The sequence below is a fragment of the Actinomyces sp. SKVG-SVH-4(1) genome (genome assembly GCF_048514265.1).
In the GTDB taxonomy this organism is placed as follows: Bacteria; Actinomycetota; Actinomycetes; order Actinomycetales; family Actinomycetaceae; genus Actinomyces; species Actinomyces oris.
Genome location: NZ_JBGEVE010000017.1, coordinates 40,026 through 65,073 on the forward strand (window position 1 = coordinate 40,026; position 25,048 = coordinate 65,073).

Annotated in this window: 20 protein-coding genes, 1 tRNA gene, 1 other RNA gene and 3 pseudogenes; 15 read left to right on the plus strand and 10 right to left on the minus strand. The window is 65.5% G+C overall.

Translation table 11 applies throughout. The annotated features are described in order from the left end of the window. Positions 1 to 21 precede the first annotated feature (21 nt). A complete protein-coding gene (locus tag AB7V09_RS11645) occupies positions 22 to 2,532 on the plus strand; it encodes a serine/threonine-protein kinase (protein WP_419143858.1) in 2,511 nt (836 codons plus the stop codon). Between the two features lie 98 nt (positions 2,533 to 2,630). Here AB7V09_RS11645 and AB7V09_RS11650 read toward each other — a convergent pair whose 3' ends face one another. Continuing rightward, the gene (locus AB7V09_RS11650) at positions 2,631 to 5,318 is read right to left on the minus strand and encodes an ATP-binding cassette domain-containing protein (RefSeq protein WP_419143859.1); all 2,688 of its coding nucleotides are present in this window, start codon (positions 5,316 to 5,318) and stop codon (positions 2,631 to 2,633) included. Between the two features lie 395 nt (positions 5,319 to 5,713). Between AB7V09_RS11650 and AB7V09_RS11655 the strand changes: the two genes are divergently transcribed. The 4 genes from AB7V09_RS11655 to AB7V09_RS11670 all read left to right on the plus strand — a co-directional run bounded on the left by AB7V09_RS11655 (position 5,714) and on the right by AB7V09_RS11670 (position 10,085). After that, a tRNA-Arg gene (locus tag AB7V09_RS11655) sits at positions 5,714 to 5,786 on the plus strand. Between the two features lie 308 nt (positions 5,787 to 6,094). After that, positions 6,095 to 7,696 carry a GTPase domain-containing protein gene (locus AB7V09_RS11660; protein WP_279012498.1) on the plus strand — a complete coding sequence of 534 codons (1,602 nt, stop codon included), beginning with the start codon at positions 6,095 to 6,097 and terminating at the stop codon, positions 7,694 to 7,696. After that, positions 7,693 to 9,195, plus strand: coding sequence for a GTPase (locus AB7V09_RS11665; protein WP_419143860.1), 1,503 nt, complete (start codon positions 7,693 to 7,695; stop codon positions 9,193 to 9,195). Before AB7V09_RS11660 ends, AB7V09_RS11665 begins: the two co-directional genes overlap by 4 nt. Positions 9,196 to 9,362: 167 nt before the next feature. After that, the gene (locus AB7V09_RS11670) at positions 9,363 to 10,085 is read left to right on the plus strand and encodes a single-stranded DNA-binding protein (protein ID WP_314158020.1); all 723 of its coding nucleotides are present in this window, start codon (positions 9,363 to 9,365) and stop codon (positions 10,083 to 10,085) included. Here AB7V09_RS11670 and AB7V09_RS11675 read toward each other — a convergent pair. Beyond that, on the minus strand, positions 10,078 to 10,638 hold the full coding sequence (locus tag AB7V09_RS11675) for a TY-Chap domain-containing protein (protein ID WP_009406333.1): 561 nt from the start codon (positions 10,636 to 10,638) through the stop codon (positions 10,078 to 10,080). The genes AB7V09_RS11670 and AB7V09_RS11675 overlap by 8 nt on opposite strands. Positions 10,639 to 10,853: 215 nt before the next feature. Here AB7V09_RS11675 and ftsE point away from each other — a divergent pair, with 215 nt between their 5' ends. From ftsE to AB7V09_RS11705, 6 genes are all read left to right on the plus strand, one after another. Then, a complete protein-coding gene (ftsE, locus tag AB7V09_RS11680) occupies positions 10,854 to 11,543 on the plus strand; it encodes a cell division ATP-binding protein FtsE (RefSeq protein WP_004565300.1) in 690 nt (229 codons plus the stop codon). Between the two features lie 12 nt (positions 11,544 to 11,555). Next, the gene (ftsX, locus tag AB7V09_RS11685) at positions 11,556 to 12,473 is read left to right on the plus strand and encodes a permease-like cell division protein FtsX (protein ID WP_004565299.1); all 918 of its coding nucleotides are present in this window, start codon (positions 11,556 to 11,558) and stop codon (positions 12,471 to 12,473) included. A gap of 6 nt (positions 12,474 to 12,479) precedes the next feature. After that, positions 12,480 to 13,796, plus strand: a complete 1,317-nt coding sequence (locus AB7V09_RS11690; RefSeq protein WP_004565298.1) for a peptidoglycan DD-metalloendopeptidase family protein — start codon at positions 12,480 to 12,482, stop codon at positions 13,794 to 13,796. Between the two features lie 155 nt (positions 13,797 to 13,951). Then, entirely contained in the window at positions 13,952 to 14,488 is a 537-nt protein-coding gene (gene smpB, locus AB7V09_RS11695) for an SsrA-binding protein SmpB (RefSeq protein WP_004565296.1), read from the plus strand. Positions 14,489 to 14,653: 165 nt separating this feature from the next. Continuing rightward, positions 14,654 to 15,024: a transfer-messenger RNA gene (ssrA, locus tag AB7V09_RS11700) on the plus strand. Positions 15,025 to 15,080: 56 nt separating this feature from the next. Further along, positions 15,081 to 15,389, plus strand: coding sequence for a hypothetical protein (locus tag AB7V09_RS11705; protein WP_419143861.1), 309 nt, complete (start codon positions 15,081 to 15,083; stop codon positions 15,387 to 15,389). Positions 15,390 to 15,462: 73 nt separating this feature from the next. Here AB7V09_RS11705 and AB7V09_RS11710 read toward each other — a convergent pair whose 3' ends face one another. Next, complete coding sequence (locus AB7V09_RS11710) at positions 15,463 to 16,059, minus strand: integrase core domain-containing protein (RefSeq protein ID WP_419143862.1); 597 nt, start codon at positions 16,057 to 16,059, stop codon at positions 15,463 to 15,465. Positions 16,060 to 16,389: 330 nt separating this feature from the next. Between AB7V09_RS11710 and AB7V09_RS11715 the strand changes: the two are divergent. Further along, positions 16,390 to 16,617, plus strand: a pseudogene (locus AB7V09_RS11715) (IS256 family transposase); the annotation flags it as partial. Positions 16,618 to 16,629: 12 nt separating this feature from the next. Here AB7V09_RS11715 and AB7V09_RS11720 read toward each other — a convergent pair. After that, positions 16,630 to 17,838: an IS110 family transposase gene (locus tag AB7V09_RS11720; protein WP_419143863.1), complete on the minus strand. Its 1,209-nt coding sequence runs from the start codon at positions 17,836 to 17,838 to the stop codon at positions 16,630 to 16,632. A 230-nt stretch (positions 17,839 to 18,068) separates the two neighbouring features. Between AB7V09_RS11720 and AB7V09_RS11725 the strand changes: the two are divergent. After that, a pseudogene (locus AB7V09_RS11725) lies at positions 18,069 to 18,470 on the plus strand (transposase); the annotation flags it as partial. Between the two features lie 398 nt (positions 18,471 to 18,868). On the opposite strand, the gene AB7V09_RS11730 reads toward AB7V09_RS11725, so the two are convergent. Both AB7V09_RS11730 and AB7V09_RS11735 read right to left on the minus strand, forming a co-directional pair. Beyond that, on the minus strand, positions 18,869 to 19,300 hold the full coding sequence (locus AB7V09_RS11730; protein WP_419143864.1) for a DDE-type integrase/transposase/recombinase: 432 nt from the start codon (positions 19,298 to 19,300) through the stop codon (positions 18,869 to 18,871). Between the two features lie 267 nt (positions 19,301 to 19,567). After that, complete coding sequence (locus tag AB7V09_RS11735; protein WP_419143865.1) at positions 19,568 to 19,813, minus strand: transposase; 246 nt, start codon at positions 19,811 to 19,813, stop codon at positions 19,568 to 19,570. Between the two features lie 60 nt (positions 19,814 to 19,873). On the opposite strand from AB7V09_RS11735, the pseudogene AB7V09_RS11740 reads away from it, so the two are divergent. Beyond that, positions 19,874 to 20,203: pseudogene (locus AB7V09_RS11740) on the plus strand (integrase core domain-containing protein); the annotation flags it as partial. 87 nt (positions 20,204 to 20,290) lie between these two features. Beyond that, entirely contained in the window at positions 20,291 to 21,115 is an 825-nt protein-coding gene (locus AB7V09_RS11745) for an HAD-IIB family hydrolase (protein WP_419143866.1), read from the plus strand. Here AB7V09_RS11745 and AB7V09_RS11750 read toward each other — a convergent pair. The 4 genes from AB7V09_RS11750 to AB7V09_RS11765 form a co-directional block, all read right to left on the minus strand. Next, positions 21,108 to 22,331: an aminotransferase class III-fold pyridoxal phosphate-dependent enzyme gene (locus AB7V09_RS11750; RefSeq protein ID WP_419143867.1), complete on the minus strand. Its 1,224-nt coding sequence runs from the start codon at positions 22,329 to 22,331 to the stop codon at positions 21,108 to 21,110. The genes AB7V09_RS11745 and AB7V09_RS11750 overlap by 8 nt on opposite strands. Then, positions 22,328 to 23,524, minus strand: coding sequence for an ATP-grasp domain-containing protein (locus tag AB7V09_RS11755; RefSeq protein WP_419143868.1), 1,197 nt, complete (start codon positions 23,522 to 23,524; stop codon positions 22,328 to 22,330). The genes AB7V09_RS11750 and AB7V09_RS11755 overlap by 4 nt, the downstream gene beginning before the upstream one ends. Beyond that, positions 23,521 to 24,132 (minus strand): hypothetical protein, encoded by a 612-nt coding sequence (locus AB7V09_RS11760; protein WP_419143869.1) that lies wholly within the window; start codon positions 24,130 to 24,132, stop codon positions 23,521 to 23,523. Before AB7V09_RS11760 ends, AB7V09_RS11755 begins: the two co-directional genes overlap by 4 nt. Further along, a partial coding sequence (locus AB7V09_RS11765; protein ID WP_419143870.1) for a radical SAM protein occupies positions 24,129 to 25,048 on the minus strand: 920 nt, incomplete at its 5' end. The genes AB7V09_RS11760 and AB7V09_RS11765, both read right to left, overlap by 4 nt.

The window sequence follows — 25,048 nt, forward strand, 5'->3', positions numbered from 1 at the left end:
CTTGAGCAACACGGAGCACTCATGTCCCAAAGCCCCGACCCCCGTCACCTCGGAAGCTCCTACATCATGGAGACCCGGATCGGTGCGGGTGCCCAGGGAGAGGTCTGGCGCGGTCGGCGTACGGACGCCCGGGAGACCTTGGCCTTCAAGGTTCTGCGTGCGGAGCTGGTGGAGAACCCCGACGTCGTGGAGCGCTTCATCAAGGAACGCTCCACTCTGCTGCGGGTGCGCAGCCCCTATGTCGTCGCCATTCGTGACGTTGTCATCGAGGGCTCCACCTTCGCGATCGTCATGGACTACGTCAACGGCGGTGACCTGCGAGATCTGCTGAGGTCTCACGGCAGTCTGCCGCCTGCGCAGGTGGCGTCCCTGGGGACGCGTATCGCTCAGGGACTGTCCGCGGTTCATCGCGCCGGCGTGATCCACCGGGACATCAAACCCGCCAATGTCCTGCTCAGCTCCCGTCCCAGCCGGGGCGGCGACCCCGCTGAGACAGTCGTCGTCGGTGTCGCCCCGGGAGGGGAGGTGCCCGAGACTGTTGTACCCCGACTGGCGGACTTCGGGGTGGCGCGCATCTGCGACACCTTCTCCGCCTCCCACCTCACCGGGGCCATCGGCACACCGCTGTATATGGCGCCGGAGATCCTGTCGCTGCAGGCCCCGACCTCCGCCGCCGACATCTACTCGCTGGGCATCATGCTCTACGAGATGACGTGCGGGACGACGCCGTTCGTGGGGGAGCCCGCCCAGCTGCTGAGCCAGCACGCCCGACGCGATCCGGGCCGGCCTCTGGGAGTGCCCGACCCGCTGTGGGAGCTCATCGCCGCGATGATCTCCAAGCAGCCCGACATGCGTCCCTCCATTGAGGACGTCGCCCAGCGCCTGGACGTCATGCAGTCCGCTCTGGCCGGTCTTCCCGCAGCGCGGCGACTGGCCTCACCCCCGCAGTCGACGGCCTCGCTCGTTCCCTACGACTGGGACGCCCTCCCTCCTGCCGAGCCCGCGGCTCCGGCGGCGACGCTGCCGAGTCCGGCGGCGACCTCGGCCACGATGGCCTTCGCCCCGGATGCGCCGACACTGGTAGGCGGGCAGCAGTACGTCCCCGGCCCCGGACAGGTTCCCCTCAGCCCGGGAACGGCGGGGACCGCGGGCTTCGCCGCTCCCGCGATGCCGGCCGGCCCCGGTATCTCCAGTCCCTCTGCGCCCGCCTTCTACAGCCAGCCGGGCTCGCAGCACCCGCGGGCTACGGCGGGGGGACCGCAGACCGGTGCGCGTCGGCGGCGGTGGTGGCGCCGTCGGTGGGTGGCTGTGGCCGCCGTGGTCACCGTCCTGGCAGTGGTGGGGGCGAGCGCGACCTGGTGGTACTTCTTCTCCGGAGCGGAGATCGACAACCGGTGGGCGGCGGCTCTGCCCGCCGGCAACGGTGTCCGGGAGGAGCTGCGCTACGCGGAGGTCTCCGAGCCCGTCGCATCCGCAGACGGAACCACGATGGCCTTCGAACGAGATGGCAAGAAGCACCTCGTGGATCTTACGAAGAGCACGACGACGCCGGTGTGGAGCGGTGAGTGCTTCAAGGTCCGCCCCTGGGTTGGTGGCTCGATGCTCTGCACCCAGACCAGTGACGAGTCCACGGTGATCGGGGCTGCGGGCAAGACCTCCAAGGTGCCTTTCTCCAAGGGCTCCTTCTACATCGGCGCGACACCTGACCTCGGCATCGTGTCCGACGAGGGGGAGTCCACTGACGGAGGCCCCATGAAGGCCTACGACGGATCCGGCAAGGAGAAGTGGACCGCTTCCGGACAGTACAAGGGAGGCCGGGTCGACAACGGTTTCATCCTCACCTACGAGATCAAGTCGCGACAGTTCCAGGTGCTGTCGGCCAAGAACGGTGAGGTGCTCGTCTCCGAGCCCGGAAAGCAGCCGGATTCGGACTTCGATGAGGACACTCGATTCCCCGGCGGGTTCAATATCGCGTCCGGTCCGGAGGCCTTCTCGAGAGTGACGTCCTCGGGTGCCACGATCTACAAGGCCAACGGCAGCGAGGCGGCAACCGTCTCAGGCAAGTTCTCGGAGAAGCACTGGTGGGCGGCGTCAGCACCCCTGAATGTCTCGGCGCTGAAGGACGCCTACTCCTCCTTGGCCAAGGCATCGTCCTCGACCACCCCGGTCATCGGCCCCAGCGGCACGGTCAACGTCGCCATTGATACGAGCGCCTGCACGGCCAAGGTCGGCAGCAAGAAGCTCGCGCTGCCTGAGTTCTCGCAGCGCGAGGGCTGCCACATCAGGCCCATCGGGCTACTCAGTGACGGACAGGTGCTGGTCGAGGTCGGAAGGCAGAGCATCTGGGACAGTGAACCGGGCAACCTCGTCGTCGCCGTGTCGCCCGATACGGGCAAGGTCGGTTGGAAGACCCCCGGCGCCTACGGCGGCACGGTTCCTCCCGCCAAGGGCCAGAGCGACGCCCGTCTTCTGGTCGCCCAAGGCGCCTCCTTCTACTTCGATCTGGTGGTCTCCCGGATCACCAGCAAGTAGGAGCACCTGCGATACACGGCCGATACGTGGCGCCGGGGTGCCGACCAGCTCAGTGGTCGGCACCCCGGCGCTCGTATCGGGAGGGCTTGAGACGGGGATCAGCGACGCCCGCGGCGGGCCAGAGCGGCGTAGCACACCACCATGCAGACCAGGCCGATGGCTGAGAGCATGCCGTAGTCCGTCAGCCACTGCGCGGTCTCGTGCTTCCACAACGCGTCGTCACGGTTGGGCAGGATGGCGAGCATCTCCAACGTGGAGGAGGCCATGGCGTAACCCCACCGCGATGGCATGAACCAGGCGAGCTGCTCGAAGACCGCCCGTCCCGAGATCGGGATGATGCCACCGGACAGGACCAGCTGGGCCATGATGGAGACCACCAGGACCGGCATGACCTGCTCGGAGGAGGAGACCATCGCGGAGACGGCCAGCCCCAGGAGCCCGGAGACGAAGGCGACGGCCCAGCAGCAGAAGGCCAGCTCCAGCCCCGGCCACCCCTCCAGGATGACGGCATCTGAGGGGCCCTTGTTGAGGGCCAGGGCGATGCCCAGCATCAGTGCGGTCTGAATGGTGGTGATGAGCGCCAGGATGGTCGCCTTGGAGAACAGGTAGGCGCCGGATCTCAGGCCGACGGCCTTCTCCCGCAGGAAGACGTCCCGCTCCCCGATGAGGTCACGGATGGTCGCTGACATCCCGGAGAACGCCGCCCCGGTGATGAGGATGACCAACAGCTGCAGGGCCTGGCTGGAGTACCTGATGATCGGGGGAGTGGGGTTCTCCGGCGTCGGGGGAGTGGGCTCCGGGTAGTGGGGGACCGCAAAGCCGTCGCTGCCCTCAATCGCCTTGGTCAGCAGTCCCATGATGATGGGGAGCAGCAGCATGAAGGCGAGGTAGGACGGGTCCGCCGCCACGATCCGCAGCTGGCGCCGCACGAGGGTCGAGACCTGCCTGAGCATGGACTGCTGCTTGGGCGGCTTCTCCTGCGTCGCCGGCCCCGCGGCCGCTGCGGGAGCCCCTCCGCGCCGCGTCGAGGGCACCGTGGCCTCCATGTACTGACGCAGTTCCGCGGTGTGGTTGCGGATGAGGGCGTAGACATCGGCGTAGCCGTCCACGGCGGGCGGGTCGGGCAGGGTGCCCTTCGGCGTGTTGAGCAGCAGGCGGCCCTGGGAGGCGATCTCGTTGAGCCTCTGGCGGAAGTAGGGGAGTACCTCGCGGGGGGAGCCGTAGTAGACGGGCTTGCCTCCCGCAGCCAGGATGAGGACCTTGTCCGCGCGGTCGATGTGGTTCTCATTGTGGGTGACGACGACGACCGTGCGGCCGGTGTCACCAGAACGTGTGCCGTGAGCCAGGGACGCCAACAGGTCCATGACGTCACGGTCCAGCTGGGGGTCCAGGCCGGAGGTGGGCTCGTCGAGGAACAGGAGGCTGGGGCGTGTCAGCAGCTCGATGGCGGTGGAGACCCGCTTGCGCTGGCCTCCGGAGAGCTTCTTGACCCGCTTGTCCACGTGCGCGGTCAGGTCAAGATCCTCCAGGACCTCGGCGATGCGTTGGCGCCGCTCGGCCTTGGACACGTCCTTGGCGAAGCGCAGCTCAGCGGCGTACTCGAGGGTCTTGCGGACAGTGAGGGCCGAGTGGATGACGTCGCTCTGGGGGACCACGCCGATCTTGTTGCGCATGACCGGGTAGTGCTCGTACACGTCCAGCCCGTTGAAGAGCACCTGGCCCTCCTGGGCCTTCTGCTCGCCGGTGAGGGCCTTGAGCAGCGTCGACTTCCCGGCTCCCGACGGGCCGACGACGGCCAGCAGCTCGTTGCCCGGCAGAGAGAAGGAGATGCCGTCGAGCAGCGTCATGCTGCCGTTGTTGACCCGGAAGGTCAGGTCCTTACCCACCAGCTCGCCGCCGGCTCCGCCGGCGACCTGGACCTCGCACAGACCGTCCGGGCTCAGGGCGATGAAGGTCGATCCCAGACCCATCAGCACGGGCTGGGTGACCTGGACCTGTGACACGCGCTGCCCGGCGACGTACAGACCGTTGGTGGAGCCCAGGTCGGTGACGACCATGCCGTTGGGGGAGACGTCGATACGGGCGTGGTGCTTGGAGATGAGCGGGTCATCCAGGACCAGGGTGTTGTCGGGCGCGCGCCCGATGGTGCCCGAGGAGGTGACGCGGAAGGACTTGAGCGTGTGGCGTGAGGTGGGGAAGGCTCCCGAGCCCGCTGAGCTCGATGAGGGAGGCGCCTGGCGGCCCGGGGGTGCCACGTAGGTGGCTGCAGAGGACGCCGATGCCATGGCCCGGGGCATGGGCGCGGCCTGCGCCGGGAGGGCCGCGGCCGGGGTCGGGCCTGCCGGGCGCTGGAGGGGTGCGGCTTGCGGGGCGGAGGCCGCACTCGGCTGCGATGGGATGAACGGGGCGCTCGGCGCGGATGGCGTGGGCCGGCCCATCTGCCGGGGCTGGTTGGGGGCGCCGGCCTGAGGCGCGCTGCCGGAGACGACCGGAGTGAGCCCCAGCGCTGGCCCGGAGGCGTCGCCCAGCTGGATTCGAGTCCCCTGAGTCACGAGAGCCTCGCGCGTCACGGCCCCGTTGACGAGCATCCCGTTACGGCCCTGGCACCTCACCGCCCACCCGGTCGGGGTGGGGGTCACCTGGAGGTGAGTGCGGGAGACGAGGGGGTGGACGATCTGAACGTCGCTGTCCGGTGAGCGTCCCACGGTGAAAGGAGCGGTGAAGGTGTGGGGCTCCAGTGATGACTGGGCAGAGAGGGAACGCACGATGAGTGCGGGAGTGGGCAAGGCGCAGTCCTTCCGGAGGTGTGGGATGGGGCTGCGGCCACGATACTGGTGTTTCGCCGTCGTCGCTAAGAGTGAGGACTCCCCGGCGTGAGGTTGGATACATGCGGACGACGCCGTCGGGGCAGGTGCGGGCCCTCCCCGGTGTCGATCGAATCGGTCACAGGGTTGTTGCAGTGCGATCACGGTCGTATTGCGGTGATTGTGCTCAGCAGTGTGAGGCGTGAACGTCGCGGCTGCGCAGAACCATTCGCTCGTTCAGATCGATGCGTTCTCGTCATGGCGATGTGATCTTCTCGAGATCGCTTTCTGGTGTTGATGACCGCCTCGGGACGTCCCCCTCGTCGGGGGTGGGGCCGCCGGGTTGATGGCGTAGGCTGGTGAGGCGCTTCGCGCACGCCTCCGTAGCTCAATGGATAGAGCATCGGCCTTCTAATCCGCAGGTTGCCGGTTCGAGTCCGGCCGGGGGCACTGGCGGTCGAGGCCGAGAAGGTTGATATTCCGCGGACTATCGACCGTTCGGGTCGCCGGCTCGCTGGGGCTGTGACGATGGTGTCGCACTCATCGCCCCGTGAGCTCCCCGCTTCTGAGGACGCGGCCGGCGGCTGCGTTCCCGGCCCGCCTGAGAGTGTCATCCGCCTTCTCGAGGGGGACTCGGCGCGCGCTCGCGGTGGTCACAGCGGAGTGACAGGAGATTCTCACTGAGCTTGCGACACATGTGGTGTGAACTGTCGAGATCAATCGTCGACTCTGCTGCGCTGTGCTCATAGTGTTGGCACATGCCCGCTCCTGTCCCCTCGCGCCACTCCAAGGACGACGCCCCCGTCTCCGCCCTGAGTCGCGCTCAGCTCCTCGATGTCCTGTCCGACCTGGTCCGGGACCTCGAGCGCCTCGACCTGGCCCTGAGTGCCGATGGCATCGAGGCTGCGCGTACGTTGCGCGACGGTCTCATCGGGCAGGTCCGTGACCAGGTCGTTCCCCGCCTCCAGGATGCTGATGTTCCCTCCATCGTGGTGGTCGGGGGATCCACGGGAGCCGGGAAGTCCACGCTCGTCAACTCCGTGCTCGGCCAGGAGGTCTCAGTCGCCGGAGTACTCCGGCCCACCACTCGAACCCCGGTCCTGGTGGCCAATCCTGAGGATATGGACTCGCTGTCCGAGCACCCTCTGACCCAGGTCTGCCGCCAGGAGGTCTCCGCTGCCATTCCAGCCGGCCTGGCCCTGATCGATGCCTCGGACCTGGACTCCGTGCATGAGGCCAACCGGGCTCTGGCCGGCAGGCTGCTGGAGGCCGCCGACCTGTGGCTCTTCGTCACCACCGCGGCGCGTTACGGCGACCAGACGCCCTGGACGACGCTGGAGGAGGCCGCGCGCCGCGAGACCCCCATCGGCGTGGTTCTCAACCGGGTACCGGCGAAGATCCTGCCCGAGGTGCGTCGGGATCTCATTACCCGCCTGCAGGGGCTGGGGCTGTCGGAGGCGCCCTTCTTCGTCGTCCCGGACGCAGGGCCGCACGAGGGGCTCCTGTCGGATGACGGCGTCAGCGAGCTGCGTGACTGGCTGCAGCTCCTCGCCGGGCGTCACCGCGCAGCCGGTCTCGTGCGGCGTACCGGCAGGGGGGTGTGGAGCACTCTGCGCGCCGACCTGGAGCGCCTGGCCGACGACGTCGACGCCCAGGACGCGGTGGCCCAGGAGCTGGAGAGGACGTGCCAGGAGCTGAGGGAGACCGCCATTGAGGCGTTGAGCGCTGACATCAGGGCCGGTTCAGCAGGCCAGGGCGCCACCGCCACCCGGTGGATCACCCTGGCCTCCTCCGGAGGCCCCCTGGCCTCGCTGGCCCAGGGAGGCAGGCTGCGCAGAGGATTCCTGGGGCGGGCGGACAAGGCCCGTGCCGAGGGGCTCTCCCAGCTGGCCAACGATGCCCGCGAGGCCCTGGCCAACCAGCTCCAGGCCGCCATGATCGCCCTGAGCGCCGAGGCTCGTAGGGCCTGGGCCGAAGCGGGGGCCGAGGAGCATGCCCTTAGGCTCCTGGGGCAGGGTGATGACGCAGCCGCGACCATTGAGGCCTGGGTCGGCTACCTGGAGGCCAATATCGAGAACCCGCAGGACATCCGTAGACTGAGCCCCGGTAGTGTCATCGACCTCCTCATCTCCGCGGCGGCCGGTGTCGACGGGGCTGTTGCAGCCGCCAGACGCCTGGGACTGGAGGAGCAGACCGCTCAGGCCAGTGCTCTCCTGGTGGAAGCGGTCACCGAGGCGCTGACTGCCACAGTCCCCAAGGGGGCGGCCACCTCGCTCGCCCCCGCCCCTGGGTTCGCCGCTGCGCTGCGTCTGCGCTCGGGCGAGCTCAAGCCCTTTACCCGTCCCGGAGCCACAGCATGAGCCATTCCGAATCCGTCCCCTCCACCTCCTCGGCGCACCGAGGGTTCGAGGTGCTCGACGCCGAGCACCTCGATGCCCGTCTCAGCGCGGTTCGGGAGGCGCTGCGTCTGTGCCCCACGGAGGTTCCGGCCTCCCTGTCGATCCCTGCTCACAAGGCACTTGATGCCGTGGCCCAGCGTCTGGCGCTGGGAGTGGATCACACCGTCGTCGCGCTCTTCGGGGGCACCGGCTCGGGCAAGTCGTCGCTGTTCAACGCCTTGACTCAGCTGAACTTCGCGGATGTCGGCGCGCGTCGCCCCACGACGTCGCGGGCCGCCGCCTGCTCCTGGGGTGACGACGCCGGCCCGCTCCTGGACTTCCTCGGGGTCTCCTCGGAACGGCGAATCCGGAGGGACTCGATCCTCGACGGCGAGGACCAGGGCTCCATGGCCGGTCTGGTCCTGCTCGACGTCCCCGATTACGACTCGGTGACGACGGAGCATTCCCTACAGGTGGATCGCCTCGTTCCGCTGGCGGACATCCTCGTGTGGGTGGTCGATCCTCAGAAGTACGCCGACGCGGCCCTGCACGACGGCTACCTGCGCGGACTGGGCGCCCGCCAGGAGGACATGCTCGTCCTGGTCAACCAGGTGGACACCCTCCCGGAGAGCGGCTTGGCGAGTCTGCTCGACGACGTCGGGTCTCTTCTCAAGGACGACGGGCTCAGCCAGGTTCAGGTGCTCCCGGTCTCGGCCGTGCGCGGCGACAACCTCGACGTCGTGCGCAGCATGCTGCGCCAGCGCGTCGCCCGGGAGTCCAACGCGGCACGCACGGCCTCGGCCGAGCTCGACGCGATCACCCGTCGGCTGCGTCCCACGGTGGCTCGCAACAAGGTGGAGCTCGATGCCGAGCTCACTGAGGAGACCACCAAGGTGCTGCTGCAGGCTTCCGGCGCCCAGGCGGTGGAGGACTCGGTGAGGGCCGGGCTGTCCAGGGTGCTGCCCAGGGCCCTGGCCCGTCCCGAACCGCCCTCGCGCACCGCGGTGTCCTCGGCCCACTCCACCTGGGTCCACCGCACCTCGCAGGGGCTGCCGCCCACGTGGGCCCGGAGTCTGGAGGCCTCCGTCGCTTCCCCGGAGATCTTGGCGGGGCAGACCGCCGAGGCGGTCGGTTCAGTGGCGCTGCCGGGGCACCGCCAGCCGCTGATCGACCTGCTGTGGTGGGGAGGCCTGCTCATGGTGCTCGGCGGGGTGTCGTGGCTGACCGCCTCCGTGGTGCGAGAGGGGCTCGAGGTCCTGCACCGCAGCATCGAGATCGCCCCGGTCTGCCTCGTCGCCGTCGGACTCCTGGCGCTCCTGATCGCCACGGTGCGCCGGCGCAGCAGAGCGCGCCGTGAGGCGCAGCGCTATGGACAACGGGTGCGTGACCGCCTGGAGTCCGTGGTTGAGCGAGGACTGAGCCAGCCGGCCGCCAAGATTCTGGACAAGCACCGGGTGCTGCAATCGGCTTTGGGGCTCTAACCCCGTCTGTGCAAGGCAGCCGTGTGGCCACAGCCCTGAGCCTGCCCTTCGGCGAGACAGAGGTGGGGACTGAGCGCGCGGCCGGCTGGGCACTTGAGGGACGGTCCGAGCACCGTTGTGGTGAAGGGGCGGCAGAGGGCCGCCCGCCCACAACCAAGGAGCCCCTCATGACTCGTCAGCTCGACCTCACCGTCCAGGGCGTCGTCGGAACCAATCCGGCCCTGTCCCGTGTCGGGGACAATGCCCGTCCCTACTGCCGTTTCCGTGTCGCCGTCACCCCCACCTACCGCACCGAGCAGGGCTGGAACAATGCCGAGACGATCTGGTTCACCGCCAAGGCGTGGGGCCAGCTCGCCGCCAATCTGAGCCACTCCCTGCGCAAAGGGGACGCAGTCCTGCTCACCGGACGCTTCTCCCAGGAGTCCTGGGAGAGCAACGGCAGGAAGCACGAGACCAACGTCATCACGCTTCAGGCCGCCGGTCACGACCTGACCAGAGGGGAGTCCCGCTTTGCGCGCGTCAGAGCCGCGGAGTCGGCGCCGTCGGCCTCCTCCGGGGCGGGAACCGGTGATGCCGAGCTCGAGCCCGGTGGCGAGGAGCGCGTCCCGTCGGATCACTGGGAGGTTGAGGCGGTGGCCTCAGGCGCCTCGGCTTCACCGGCCCCGGGGCCTGGAGACCCCCGAGAGTCCGCAGAGTCCACCGAGCTCAGTGAGTCCACCGAGTCCACTGAGCCCACCGGGCTTGGTCAGTCCAGCGCGACGCACGCGCAGAGCCCTGAGTCCTTCGTCATCGATCCGGCCTGTGCGCGCCCTGAGGATCAGACCGGGGAGCCGTGGCCCGTCTATGAGGTCGCCGATGATCTCGTCGAGCAGGCTCTCGGGGTCAGCTGATGTCGGAGTGCGCGCGCAGGAGGTAGTCCAGGTCCGCGGGATGAGCGACCTCGAGCACCTCGATGAGGATGCGGGTCACCAGGTCGGCGGTCTCGTCTGCGTCGGACAGCAGCCTGGCGAAGACGTGATGGCTCTCCTGCCAACCGATCGCCCCCAGGATCCTGCGCTCGGTGGGGCCCAGCAGCACCCGTCCCTGCGCATCGAGCTCGGGCAGCGATACCTCGACGCCGTCGGAGCGGCCGACGAGGACCACGCCCGGCAGGTCCGGGGAGGGGACCGGGGGAGTGACGAGGGACAGCCTCGTCAGCAGCTGCGACCAGCGCCCCTGGGGAACCAGCTCCTCGGGCTTGACCATGGGGAGCGGGGCAGTCAGCAGCAGGGTACCGCCGGAGGGGTCAACGGCGGCCTCGGCGGATTCTCCCCGGTGCGCGGGCGGCCTGCACACCTCGTCGAGGAACCGGGCCAGCGACGAGGTGAAGCCCGCCCAGGAACCCAGGTCGACGCGATCCTCGAAGGCACGTGTCAGCGCGGGCGATAGGGAGGTCTCACTCATGCTCCCAAGCCTAGGGTGCGTTGCCGGTCAGTGGTTGGAGCTTGGGGCTGTCGGGGTCTGGGATCACAGGAGGATCACGCCGCGTCCCGGCCATCACAAGCCACATCGACGCTGGGCGTGTCACGGCGGAAAAATGGCGTGTCGGCGCATACGGTGGCCACAACGCCATGAACCCGAGTGCCGTGCTCGGGGCGCAGCAGGGGAGCAACGAGCAGATGATCCGCTTCAACCACGTCTCGAAGGTCTATGACCGGGGGATGCGTCCGGCGCTCGACGACGTCGATATCAAGATCAATCGTGACGAGTTCGTGTTCCTTGTCGGCGCCTCGGGATCGGGAAAGTCGACCTTCCTGAGGCTGGTCATCCGGGAGGAGCGCCCCACCAAGGGACGCATCCACGTCCTGGGACGTGACCTGTCGAAGATCTCCTCGTGGAAGGTGCCCCAGCTGCGGCAGGAGATCGGCTTCGTCTTCCAGGACTTCCGGCTCCTGGAGAACAAGACCGTTCTGGAGAACGTGGCGCTGGCCTCCCAGGTCATTGGTAAGCCGCGCCACTACATCCTCTCCGCTGTGCCCGAGGCCCTCGACCTGGTGGGGCTGGCCGGCAAGGAGAGGCGCCTGCCGCACGAGCTCTCCGGGGGTGAGCAGCAGCGCGTGGCGATCGCCCGCGCCATGGTCAACCGGCCCAAGCTCCTCCTGGCCGATGAGCCCACCGGGAACCTGGACCCCTCGACGTCGGTCGGGATCATGCGTCTGCTCGACCGCATCAACCGGCAGGGGACCACGGTCGTCATGGCGACTCACGACGACGAGATCGTCGACCAGATGCGTAAACGCGTCATCGAGCTCAAGGGCGGCGAGGTCGTGCGCGACCAGGACCGCGGCGTCTACGGCTCGGACCGCTGAAGGAGAAGAACTGTGAGACTGCGTTTCGTCCTGTCGGAGACCGCCAAGGGCATGTACCGCAACCTGGCGATGACGGTGTCCGTGATTCTCGTTGCCTTCGTGTCGCTGCTCTTCGTCGGGGCCTCGTCGCTGCTGCAGAGCCAGATCTCGACCATGAAGGGCGACTGGTACGACAAGGTCGAGGTCTCGGTCTACATGTGCCCCAAGTCCTCGGCCTCCTCCAACTGCGCCAACGGCGAGGCCACCGCCGCTCAGATCAGTGAGGTCGAGAACCTCATCACCAGCGGCGCCCCCTCCGGCTACGTCAAGTCCTACCAGATGGAGACCAAGGCCCAGGCCTATCAGAACTTCATGAAGGCCTACGCCAAGTCCGCCGTCGGGAGGAACGCGACGGAGGACATGATGCCCGTGTCCTTCCGCATCAAGCTCAAGGACGCCGAGAACTACAAGCTGGTGGCCGAGCAGTTCGAGGGGCACAGCGGCGTGGAGCGGGTGGTCGACCAGCGCTCCACCCTCGAGCCGCTCTTCCTCGTGATGAACCGGGCCTCCTGGATCACGGGAGGGCTGGCAACCATCATGGCGGTGGCCGCGGTGCTGCTCATCTCGACGACCATCAGGCTGTCGGCCATGTCCCGCTCCCGACAGACCGGGATCATGCGTCTGGTGGGGGCCTCGAACCTCTTCATCCAGCTGCCCTTCATCCTCGAAGGGGTCATCGCCGCCCTCACCGGGGCGATTCTTGCCGTGGCCACGTTGTGGCTGGGAGTCCGCTACGTCGTGGAGGGGTGGCTCGCCTCATCCATCTCCTTCACGAGCGCCTTCATCAGCACCAGGGATGTCCTCTTCCTGTCGCCCTGGCTGATCCTGGCCGCCATCGCCCTGGCCGCGGTCTCCTCCGCCTTATCGCTGTCCAAGTACACGAGGATCTGATCTCACATGCTGTCTCGTCTGTTCCTGCGCCGCTCACGCCGGCGTGCCGCAGTCTGCGCCCTGGCGGCCGCCAGCCTCGTCTTCTTCTACTCCGGGGACATCTCCCTGGCCGATGAGCGAGACGACGCCGTTGCCAAGCAGAACGAGGCGCAGCGCAAGCAGCAGCAGGTGATGTCCTCGCTGGAGGGGGTCAGCGCCGATCTGGGGCAGGCATACATCTCGCTTCAGAACGCCCAGGCCTCCTTGAGTACCGCGGAGACCCAGCTGACCACCGCTGAGACGAATCTGGCCGCCAAGGAGAGAGAGCAGCAGATCGCCAGTGACCGCCTGACCACGGCGCAGAACAGCCTGGAGACGGTCAAGAAGGAGTCCGAGGCGTCCAAGAAGACGGCCGAGGAGACCTCCGACTCGGTGGCGGAGATCGTGGTGTCCACCTATCAGGGGGACAACTCGGTGACCTCCTGGAGCTATGTCCTCGCCTCTCAGGACGTCGAGGAGCTCAGCCAGCGCGCCTCAGCGGTTGAGATCGGCTCGGGAGTCCAGGAAGCGGTACTGTCCGCCGCCGAGGTCGAGCGTGCTCAGAACGCCAACCGTGAGGCCAGGCAGAATGCTGCCACCACGCGAGTCAGCACGCTCAAGACCGAGGCCGACACCGCCGAGGCGAACGCCAAGGCCGCCCGGGACGCGGCCAAGACCAAGCGGGACGAGGTCGCCAAGCTGGCTGCCCAGAAGAAGTCGGCCGCCGAGGCGCTGGAGAGCCGTAAGAGCGATCTGCAGTCCCAGCTCAACCAGGCCAACGCCGATGCCGCGGCAGCGGCCGCACGAGTCGCCCAGATCGACGCCGCCAACCGGGCCGCGGCCAGCGCCGGAACGATGCCCTCGGTCCCCGCCAGCTCGATCGGCGCCGACTCCCTGGGAAGCGGGTACATCGGGCACCCGATCACCGGCCCGCTCGAGGTGACCTCGCCCTTCGGGTACCGCGTCCACCCGGTCACCGGTGTTGCCACAGGACACCAAGGGGTCGACTTCGCCGCGAGTGAGGGGACGCCCCAGTACGCGGCGGTCTCCGGAGTGGCCACCTACTGGGACTCCGAGTCCTGCGGCATCGGCATTGACATCAACGGTGGCATCATTGACGGGCACTCCTACGTCATCACTCTGTGCCACCTCTCCTCGCGCAGCATCGCCGACGGCCAGCAGGTCAAGCGCGGCGATGTCGTCGGCGCGACCGGCTCAACCGGCTACGCGACCGGGGCGCACGTCCACTTCCAGGTGGCCCAGGATGGGGCGTACATCGACCCGATGTCCCTGCCCGGCTTCTAGTCGGGTCGTTCTTGACGGGGCCCGTAGACTCCTGTCCCTGCGCGTCGTCGTGTCGCGCCACGATGCCCCGGTCGGGCTCGGCCCGCTCGGAGGGAACTCCGGGCCGTGCTGACATGGGAGCGCCAGCCATCCCGTACTCGTGAAAGGACAGGCCGATGACCCCTGCCTCCAAGTCCGCTCGGGCGCCCAAGCCAACGGCCGGGCAGAAGGCGAAGGCCGCCTCCGACGCCCACAAGACGGTGGCCCGGAACCGCAAGGCGACCCACGACTACTTCATCGAGGACCGCTACGAGGCGGGGCTGGTCCTCACCGGCACCGAGGTCAAGGCGCTGCGCATGGGACGGGCCTCGCTGACCGAGGCCTGGATCGAGATCGACCGCCATGGCGAGGCATGGCTTCAGGGGGCGCATATCCCCGAGTACCTGCAGGGGACGTGGAACAACCACTCCCCGCGTCGCAAGCGCAAGCTGCTCCTGCACCGCAGCGAGCTGGAACGCCTCGCGACCAGGGTCCAGGCCAAGGGCTACACGGTGGTCCCGCTGGAGCTGTACTTCATCGGGGGACGCGCCAAGCTGGAGATCGCCCTGGCTCGGGGTAAGCAGGACTGGGACAAGCGCCAGGCGTTGCGTGAGGCGCAGGACAAGCGGGAGGCGGCCCGAGCCATGGCAGCCGCCAACCGGCGTCGGGGCTGAGGCAGGAGGAAGCAGGCCTCCTTGAGCGTTTCTTCCTGCTGACCGGCCGCCTGAGGTATGGGGCAGGAGCCCTCAGTGCTCTCGTCTCCTGGTTCTGCTAGAGTGGCCTGGCTCTGTTGAGAGCGCGTTCCAGGTCTCCTGCGGGAGTCCGGTGACACCTTCATAGGGGATGATCGGTTTCGACGACGGTCGTAGGTTCAGGAGAAGCGGGTCGAGGATGCGCAGTCATCTCGTCAACGCTCTGCGCGAACCAATAGGTGCCGATAACACTCGCACCGACTTCGCCCTCGCCGCCTGAGCGAGCCTCGAAGTCCGTCAGCCCGGGGAGCGCTTCCGCCCCGGTTCCTGGCGTCATCTAGGAAGCCACTGCTGAGAGCCCGTGTCGGTAGGGCTCTCGGGACTTTTCATCGACTGAGCCCGTCGGCGTCCTTGCTCGCGTGAGACGCCGGGGCCGAGAAAAACGCTAGCGAGCTGCACCCGGAGAAGTCCTGTTGTGCGGCCGTCGGACGGGGGTTCGATTCCCCCCATCTCCACCTGAGGGGGAAGTGTCGAACTCGTGCTTTCTGGCATAGGTTCGCACTTCCCCCGCTCCGTGTCCGCTGGTGAGCGCTTCCTCGAGGTCCTCGAACTCAATGGGGCCCGACCTGTCGTGGTAGTAGGACGCAACGACGAGCTGCTCGCGGCCGATGTAGATCTTGTCGATGAAGTACTCGAAGAGCTGGTCGCGGGTCTCGGGCGTGTCGATGGTCGCCTCAGCGAAGCGCTTGTAGAACGCGCCGATACTCGCCTCGTCCTCATACAGCGTCGCCTTCACATGCTCGGCCTGGATCGCAGCGTCGAGCTCCTGCTTTTGGGCTTTGAGCGTGTTCATCGGTTCAGCGGTGCTCGCGTTGAAGTGTGATGTCTCGGGACATGGGTGACGGTTCTGTGTCAGGACTTCGGTGACGTTTGGTGTGTCGGGACATGGGTGACAGTTAGGGTCTCTTGCGGCCGCGGCCTCCGCGTTGGTTGGTGGGGTCGGGTGGGTGGTGGGAGACGTAGGTGGTGCCTTGGGGTGGCCAGGTGTACTGGATCAGGATCTCGCCGTGGGTGTCGGCGAAGGTGATGGTGCTGGTGTCCCAGATCGCGATCACCTTGGACCCGGCCAGGTGGCGGTTGACTAGGAACGCGATGCCGCCGATGTGGACGGTGCCGTTGCGGCTGATGGTCAGCTCGCGCTGTCCGGTGGTACCGATGGTTTGTGCCGACGCACCCGGCGCCGTGCGGTGGTGTCTGGCTGAGGGGCCGGGCCTCCTGGGGTGATGGGGGCGCTGGGTGTTGTAGACGAGGTCGAAGCGGTCGACCTGCTCCTGAAGCTCGGCGATGGAGGCGGCCAGGGGCTGCTGGTCCAGGTAGCGGAACAGGGTCTGGTGGAAGCGCTCGTTCTTGCCCTGGGTGGTGGGGTGGTAGGGCTTGGAGGTGATGGGCTCGACCCCCAGGGAGCGCACGTGCTCCACCAGGCGTCCGGTGACTCCGCGCCGGCTGGGATTGAGAGTGATGCCGTTGTCGGCCACGTAGCCGCTGGGGCACACCCCGGGCGGCTACGCCTTTGTCGAAGACGTCGATGGCGGCCTGGCTGGTCTCGCTCGAGGCGACCAGCCAGGCCACCGCCAGGCGGGAGTGGTCGTCCTGGAGCCGGGGCGATGACCACCTTGCGTCCTTGGGTGATGACGTACTCGGTGGCGTCGAGCTGCCAGCAGGCGTTGGGGGCGGGGTAGACGAACCGTCTCCAGGCCGCCCGTGGTCTCTTGGACGGCTCGGAGCGGGCCACCCACTGGTCACGGAAGAGTCGGCCAGCCGAGGGTGTCAGATTGTTTGTGTGAGGGGTGTGATCTGAGCCTTGAGGAGATGAGACTGTGAGCATGGATGTGAGTAGTAGGGATGAGCGTGAGGAGGAGCGTGCTCGTCAGCGGCGGGTCGCTGAGGAGCTGAAGGCTTCAGGGGCCCTGGAGGGGATCTTCGCTCAGGTTGATGCCGGAGCGCCGTTGACCGGGTCTGATGGTGTGCTGGCCGGTGTGGTCAAGGCGGCTCTGGAGCGGGGGTTGGCTGCTGAGCTCACTGAGCACCTGGGTTATGACCGGGGGGTGCCCCTATGTGGTGTGTCAAGCGGCGGCGGGTAGTTTCGTGGCTGGTTGTGGGTCGTAGAGGGCTCCATCTCGGATCATGGCGTGCAGGGTCAGGATGCGGCGGTGGGCCAGGGCGAGGACGGCCTGGTTATGGCGTTTGCCTTGGTCTCGTTTGCGCTGGTAGTAGGCCCGGGAGACGGGGTCGGAGCGCAGGGAGGCGAAGGCGGACAGGAACATGGCGCGCTTGAGCCTCTTGTTGCCGCCGTGGGAGACGTGCTCGCCCCTTATGGAGGAGCCTGATCTCCTGGTTACCGGTGCCAGGCCGGCGTAGGAGGCCAGCTGGGCGCCGGTGTCGAAGGTCTTGCCCAGGGTCTCGGCCAGGAAGACGGCGGAGGTCCTGACCCCGATCCCGGGCATGGAGGTCAGGACCTCATAAAGAGGGTGGGCCTCCACCAGGGTCTCGACCTGGGCGGCGACATCGGCCCGCTGAGCGTGCAGCGCGATGAGCTGCCTGGCCAGGTGGGGCAGCACCACTGCGGCGGCGTCGGTGCCAGCAACCACCACGCTCTGGCGTTCCAAGGCCGAGACGATCTGGCCGGCCCAGGTGGCGTGCCGCCTGCACCCGTGCTTCTTGAGCCTGGCGTCAATCCTTGCCTTGCCCGCTCGCTTCAGATCGGCTGGAGTGGGCCAGGCGGCGATGACCTCCAAGACGGCGTCGTGCTCCAGCCAGGACCCTACCACGGCCTCGAGGGCTGGGTGGATCTGGGTGTACAGGCCCCGGATCCGGCCCTCGGTCTGGTTGACCTGGCGAGCCAGGTCCAGGTCGAAGCCAGTCAGCATGCTCAGCGCTGCGGCGTCCTCGTCCGAGGTGCTGACGGCTCTCAGGGTGTGGGGCATGCTCCTGGCCGCGCCGGCGATGACGGCCGCGTCCTTGGCATCGGTCTTGGCGCTGCCCGGCGTCAGGTCAGCGATGCGTCGCATCGACAGTCCGGGCAGGTATCCCACGGTGAAGCCCATGTCCTGAGCCACTGCCACGGCCAGGGCCCCGATGGTGGCGGGCTGATCGACCACCACCAGCACCTGCCCATTTGCCTGCAGGCGCTGGTAGACCTCACGCAGCCGGTCCTCTTCGTTGGGCAGAGCCCTGTCGAAGACCTTCCGCCCGTCCCGGTTCAGGGCAGTGGCCCAGTGCTCGCTCTTACCGACGTCGATGCCGATGAAGACCTCGATGTCCTCGATATTCATCTTCGTGCCGCCTCTCGCTGTATGGGTGCGGGGCCAGCCGGTGGACGACAGGTCCCGCACCCACGCCTGCGAAAGACCTCACACACTGCGGGCCGTTCCCCTTATCAGCGGTCACCAGCGCCCGGCTGCTGCGGGTGACAACACCCCCCGGATCATCTAAGGACAGGGGCAAGACATCATGCCCACAGCAGCTGGCCCAGCCCCGGACCACCCGGGACCACCAACAAGGTAACGGGGATCCGGACGCGGCGGCGTTTCCCAACTCGCGTAACGGGACCAGTTCTAAGACGGTCTCCACCGAGGTTGGGGATGTGGATCTGGACGTTCCACGAGACCGGGCCGGGACGTTTACGCCGATGCTGGTGCCTAAGGGGCAGCGCCGGCTCGATGGGCTCGATGCGATGATCATCAGCCTGTACGCCGGGGGGATGACGGTGCGGGACATCCAGCACCATCTGGCCTCTACGTTGGGCACTGATTTGAGTCATGAGACGACCAGCAAGATCACTGACCAGATCAGGCAGGAGGTACTGGCCTGGCAGCACCGGCCGCTGGATGGCCTCTACCCGGTGATCTACCTCGACGCCATCATGATCAAGGTCCGCGACGGGGCTCACGTGACCAACAAGGCCTGTCAAGCCCCGGGTTTTGTGGAGGCTGGTTTATCTGGTTCCGGTGGTTGCCGGTTGTGATTGTTCCTGGCGGTGGTGGTCGTGGTGGGTGTCGGGTGCCCAGGTGGCTTCGTGCTCGGCGGGGGTTCGCATCCCGATGGCGGAGTGTGGCCGGGTGGTGCCCGTACCAGTGGACCCACTCGGCGGTGGCGACCTCGACGGCGTCGATGTCCTCCCAAGGGCCCTGGTTGCGGATCAGCTCGGCCTTGTACAGCGAGTTGAGCGCCTCGGCCAGAGCAAAGCCGAAAGGAATCGCCCTTCGACCCCACCGAAGCGACTGCCTCGGCCTCGGACAGGGCCTGCCCGTAGCGGATGGACCGGTACTGCACCCCTCAGTCGCAGGTGGTGCACCAGGCCCGTCAGGTCGGCCCCTGACGTTTTCGTTGCCAGACGGCCATCTGAAGGGCGTCCAGGGCCAGGTCGGTGTACAGACCCGTGGAAGTCTGCCAGCCGATGATTCGCCGCGAGAAGACATCGGTGACGAAGGCGACGTAGACCCACCCGGAGAACGTACGCACGTAGGAGGGGGTACCTCCCGCTTGCGGGGGAATGTCGGCGACCCACAGCTCGTTCGGCCTGAACGCGCTGAAATGCCTTTTGACGAGGTCGGCCGGGCACTGCTCTCGCGGTGCGCTGCGCGTGGTGCGCGGGGACCTGGCGCGGCGGACGCCGCGCAGACCCAGGTCGCCCATGAGGCGTTCGACGGTGCACCGGGCCACGTGACCGGCACCGTGACGCTCGGCGGCCTCGGGTCGGTTGAGCATTACATGCATCTTGCGGGTCCCCAGCACCGAGGTAGCTGGTTCTTGTGGACCTTGGATATCTCCGCCTTGAGGATCTCATCGCGCAGGCTCCTGGCGCTAGGAGGTCGGCTACGGCGGGCGTGAGTCAAGTGCTCGGGACGATCTTGACTCCGGCGCCAGTGAGCACCTTGCAGATCGACCAGGCCCCAAACTCCTCCTTCTTGGTCTCGATGTACTGGCAGATCAACGGGACGGGCGCTCACACTCCGCCGCGATAGACAAGCCGACTGTGCTCTTCAGGATCGCGTTGGCTCTTCACAGCTCTCGGACCTCTTTCTCCAGCTCCTTGATCCGCTGCGCCTGGTCAGTGGTGGTGCCAGGCCGGGTGCCCTGGTCGACCTGGGCCTTCTTGACCCAGCTGCGCAGAGCCTCGGGGTGGACACCCAGCTCCTCGCCGATCCTGCCGATCGCGCCCTTGGCCCGAGCCGGGTCAGCCAACGCGTCCAACGTCATCCTCGTGGCTCGCTCGCGCAGCTCATCGGGGTACTTCTTCTGTCCCATGACAGTGATCCTTCCGTGTCATCACTGCCTCCATCAAACCCGGGGCGATTCACCCTCCAAGGCCTGATCCATCACAGTGATCGTGGCTGCCAGTACGTGTCCATGCGCTACACCCAGCGCCTGACCGATGCCGGGATCCAAGCCTCCGTCGGGTCCCGAGGCGACTCCTACGACAACGCTCTGGCAGAGACTGTCAATGGCCTCTACGAGACTGAACTCATCCACGCCAGAGCCGCATGGCCCAGCGTCACCGAGGTCGAGTTCCACACCATGTGCTGGGTCGACTAGTGGAACAACCAACGACTCCACCAGACGCTCGACTACCACACCCCCCACGGAATCGAAACCCTGTACCATCAAGGAAGGACGTCAGCCTTGACGCTCCCATAAACCACCGAAACAAAACCCAGGGCGCTTCACAAGGAGCCTCGCCTGTGATGGAACGCGGAACAGGACAGGAGGCAAAGAGGACGAGGTGTGTCAAAAACATTATTTGTAACCGATCTTGATGGGACTTTTCTCACATCCGGCGGAATGCGGCCCTACACCGAGGAAATTGTGCGCCGGGCACGAGTGAGAGGAACCCTTATCACCTGCGCCACTGCGCGCTCCTGGCTGACCACTACCCGACTTGTGGGAAGCACGTTCGACCTGCCTGTGGTGGTTCATAACGGAGCAGCGACGGTCGACCCAGTGACGGAGCGCGTGTTGGTGAGACATCTGCTACCCGCAGACACGGTGCGTCAGATTCTCATCTGCTGTGAGGAACTGGGAGTTCCTCCCATGGTGCACACATTGTCTGGCAGCGCCGAGCGGACAGCTTGGCTCCCCAATCCCTCCTCGCGCCACGTCTCTCAGTACTGGGAGGATCGGCCGGGAGATATACGCTCGATGCCAGTTTCAAGTTGGGCTCACCTGCCTACCGAAATGGTCATCAACGTCTCTATCATCTCGAATCGGACTCAAATCGATCGGATGGGGACGATGCTAGGCGAGATGGCAGATACCGAGATCCTCGTGAGGCAGGATCCTAGACATCCGAACACAGTGTGGATGGAGGTTGCGGCTTGCGGTGTCTCGAAGGGGTCGGCAGTGCGTGAGCTCGCAAATCGTCTCGATGCTGACCGGATTGTTGCATTCGGGGACGATCTGAACGATCTGAGCCTCTTCGCGGTTGCGGATGTATCCTTCGCTATGGAGGACGCACCCTACGAGGTACGTGAGTGTGCCACGGGAGTCCTGGAAAGCAGTTCGGGCGAGTCAGTTGCGCGCTGGCTCGCGTCGGAGATCGGGCTTAGCTAAGGTTCTGGGTGAGGTCGGCAAACGCAACATGTGCAGCAGTCAGCACGTGCTCCACCGCATCATCATCGAGAGCCGTCGACATAAACCAGTTGTGGCTTGGGTTCAGGTAAACTCCCTGCTTGGCCATTAGGGATGCCCACGTCTTCGCGTACTCGAATCTGGGATCCTCTGGGAAAGAGAGATATGGCATGGTCGGCGGTCCAGACATAGCAATGGTGATTCCTGCGGAACAAGCGGCGGTCTCCAGCCCACGAATGATCCTCGTTCCTACCCGCGTCATCTGGGCAAGTCCGTCGGCTTCGCGAAGAATCTGCAGAGTGGCCAGCGCCGCCGCAACTGGAACGCTGGACATCCAGAAAGTTCCACCGATCGCTACGGAACATGCGGCATTGCGCAAACTCTCCGAACCCAGCAAAGCTGACAGTGGGTAGCCGTTGCCGATGGCCTTGCTCCAGCATGAAAGGTCGGGCTGCACTCCCAAGATATCCCAACTTGAACCGTAAGCGGTCCTGAATCCTGTTCTCACCTCATCGAGAATTAGAACCGCTCCTCTCATGTCGCACAAGGACCGGAGTCCCCGGGCAAACTCAGGTTTCACAGCTTTCTGTTCTGTACCCGCGTCATGTTTGTGGGGCGTAACAATGATTGCCGCCAAGTCCGAGCCAGCCCGATCCGCTGCCTCCTCCAAACTGACCAGGTCGTTGTACTCGAAGTAGCCTATGTAGGCACGGTCACCCGGTGTCACGCCCGCAGTCCGAGAGGAACACCATGGGAGTGAGCCGTGGTATGCTCCACGCGCGACTAGCACCACACGGCGTCCAGTCGCGGCGCGGGCGACGGTCAACGCCAACGTCGTGACGTCGCCGCCGTTCTTGGCCAGCACCGCCCATTCGGCGTGAGACACGATGTCAACGAGGGTTTCCGCTAATTCCACGAACACCCGTCCGGGGCCGTTAGCTGTGTCTTGCCTTTTCATTTGTCTTTCGACAGCAGCTTCTACCCCGGGATGGCGATGTCCTAGGACGACCGGTCCCCAGCTACACATGAGATCGATATACTCCTTGCCGTCGATATCCCAAATTCGATAACCCGATGCGCGGGACCAAAACTGTGGGGCCCCGGGCCAGAGAAACTTTCGCACGTTGTGTCCATACATGCCACCTGGGATCACCCGTTCAGCCCGCTGCTCTAGGTCGTCTGCTTGGTATACACTCATTTCGATATTCCTCTGTCCCCAATCGGCTTAACATTCACGCGCGCTTCATAACGGGAGATGAGAGCCCTTACCTCACTTACCGAATCCGCCGCGAAGGAGTAAGTGGCCACGCCCAGACCAGCCACTCCGTCAATTCGTGTATCCTCAACCATAATCCGGCGTGTTACGTGCCCTCGCAGTCCTGCATCTTCAACCGAAACCGGCTCAGGGCAGGGGGCATAAATTACTGTCCAGCCAGCGTGCCGGGCCAACGGGGACGTCGCAAAGGGACGTGGGTCGACACCGAGGTCCAGTTGTGTCTTAGCATGCTGGAGATTGATGCCACGGGTGTGCTCGAAGACAGCGGGGACTCCCGCCGCCCCAGGCCTCCCGGCCAGTTCGAGCAACCTCAATCCGCTAGGATCGGCAAACAACTCGATGTGCAGTACATCGTCGTGAACCTCCCATGCGTCCATGATGGACCATACGAGGGCCGTAGCCTTGTCACGCAACGCTCCGTCATCAATCGTGAAGGAAGACAAAGGGATTCGACCGCCGCTGACGTGACATGGGCGTTCGTATCTAGAGACCTCAATGAGGGGCTCGCCTTCTACGACAAGGACATCAGCGTGAATTATCGGATGTGGCGATCGAGTCTCAATGATGTAGTTTTCAGGATGCTGTAGTTCGAAAACGGCTCGTCTGAGGGCGCGCTCGTCTTCCAGCATACGTACTCCGACAGCCCCAGATTCGCATCTAGGCTTAAGCACAAAACCGTATTTATGATCCACTTCCTTCAGCCAACAATCCATATCCCAAGTAAGACAACCAGGCTGTATGGGGACTCCATGTCGAACCGCAACCTGCTTCATGAGCCACTTGTCACGCATCCGTGTGGTGTACTCAACGCCGTGGCCGACGACGCCGAATTCTTCGCGGAGATGCGCCACAAGGCCGAGGAAGTGTTCCGAAGTGGTAGAGATGCCAGCCAAGGGGCCGTGAGTCGTCACGCCTTCCACTTCCCGGCGTAAGTTTGATGGATTGAACTCTGGGAGAATCCGCACGCGCATTCCGTCAGGCGCGCGGGAGGGTGCCTTCGGTGTTAGAACTGTGATGTCCCACTCTGCGGTTGGAAGAACGCTGTCGCCGCAGGAGGTTAGCCAAGGACCGCCGCCGGATCTGTCGATTATTATGCCACGTTGACGGGGACTCATGTCACGTCCTCAATACATTGGGTCACGAGATCAAGCCTTCGACGAACGAGGAATCTAGGATCGTTTGTTGAGGCCACGTAGAACGGTTTGTCCGGCCATCGGTCGGTTATGAGAACCCTTACCGTGAGCTTTTCGCTGTTTACAAGCGCATGCGCAAGATGCCCAGACTCCATGTCGACAAGGTCGGGGCGTGTCGAAGATTCGTAGATCGCGTATCCTGCAAGGAGATTGGGTACGCTCGAGATTACAAGCGCGTCGTCGCCAGCTAAAGGCCGCGCTTGGTGGGGACCTGCAGGATGCAGGGCTTTAGCGGGGGAAACTATCTCGCCCACGTCCACGGCAGCCGTTAGGGAACCAGCATAGCCCAGAAGGTGTACCCGTGGGGTTTCCTGTAACGTTGGTGCAAGGTCAAGTAATGCGGAGCCTTGCGGGATCAGGATAATGTGCACTCCATCCCGTTCCAATCGAGGCCACCAACCCTCGTGCTCCTGGGCGCTCCACCCTGCCTCGGAGAATCCATGGAAGATTCCAGAGATCGAGGTAAGGATCACAGAGCGTTCGGCCACGAAATCGCCCACCAACGTCCGTCGCACCTGCTCGACGATCATCGTGGCTTCATCCTTGCGGTCAGTATCGGTAGAGGGCAGGTATCTGTCTTCTGCAGCAAGGTTTCTAGGGCCTGAGATCGGACGTTAACGATGTCCTGTAGTGAGGTTTCCGTGATGTTCCCCAAAATAAAGGCGTCCGGCTGTGCTTTGTATAGCCAAGAACATGCGCTTACATTCCCAAAAGAATCGATGTGGATGAGCCGAGCTTGAGCCGGGCATCCACGAGCGGCTCGCGAGCCTCCAGGGCCGAAACTGTGGTCGATTGTAATCGGGAGATCCTGGCGGGAATCCAATTCTCGTATTATGTGGTCGAGCTTGCGAGTTCCCTCGCCATTAAGAAACAAATTGGAGTGTTCTACAGCTCGCCCGACAGGCAAGACTGAGTGGAAGGACACCACAGGGACACCCACGCTCACGAGGTTCGCCAGCAACGTTTCAAGCGTGTCGATGTTGGCGGGGGTCACTGTCACGCTAACCCCGACCTTGAGGCCTGCGGCTACGGCACGTTCAATGCCACTCAGAGTCCTGGCGAAAGCGCCTTTGCGGCGTCGCAACGCGTCATGGTGTGCAGCATCACCGCCGTCCACGCTTACGCTAAGCTTCGCAACTCCGGCTTGACGAAGTCTCGCCACCATTGAATCGCTTAGGTGATAACCGTTGGTTGCCACATTCACTCGGATGTTGTTCGTGTCGATCACCTCTACCAGGCTAAGGAAGCCTTTCTTGAGGAGAGGCTCTCCTCCAGAGAAGTAGACCTTTGTGACGCCCAAGTTGGAGAGTTGTGCTGCGGCAGTCTTGAGGACATCTATCGGCGGCTCGCCCCGGCGGTCGACGTCAGGCCTGACTCGTGACACTTTGGTGGGGTCTGGGTTTTGAGGTGGGTTTTTCGTTGGTATTCCGTGGTGTTGGGGGTGTG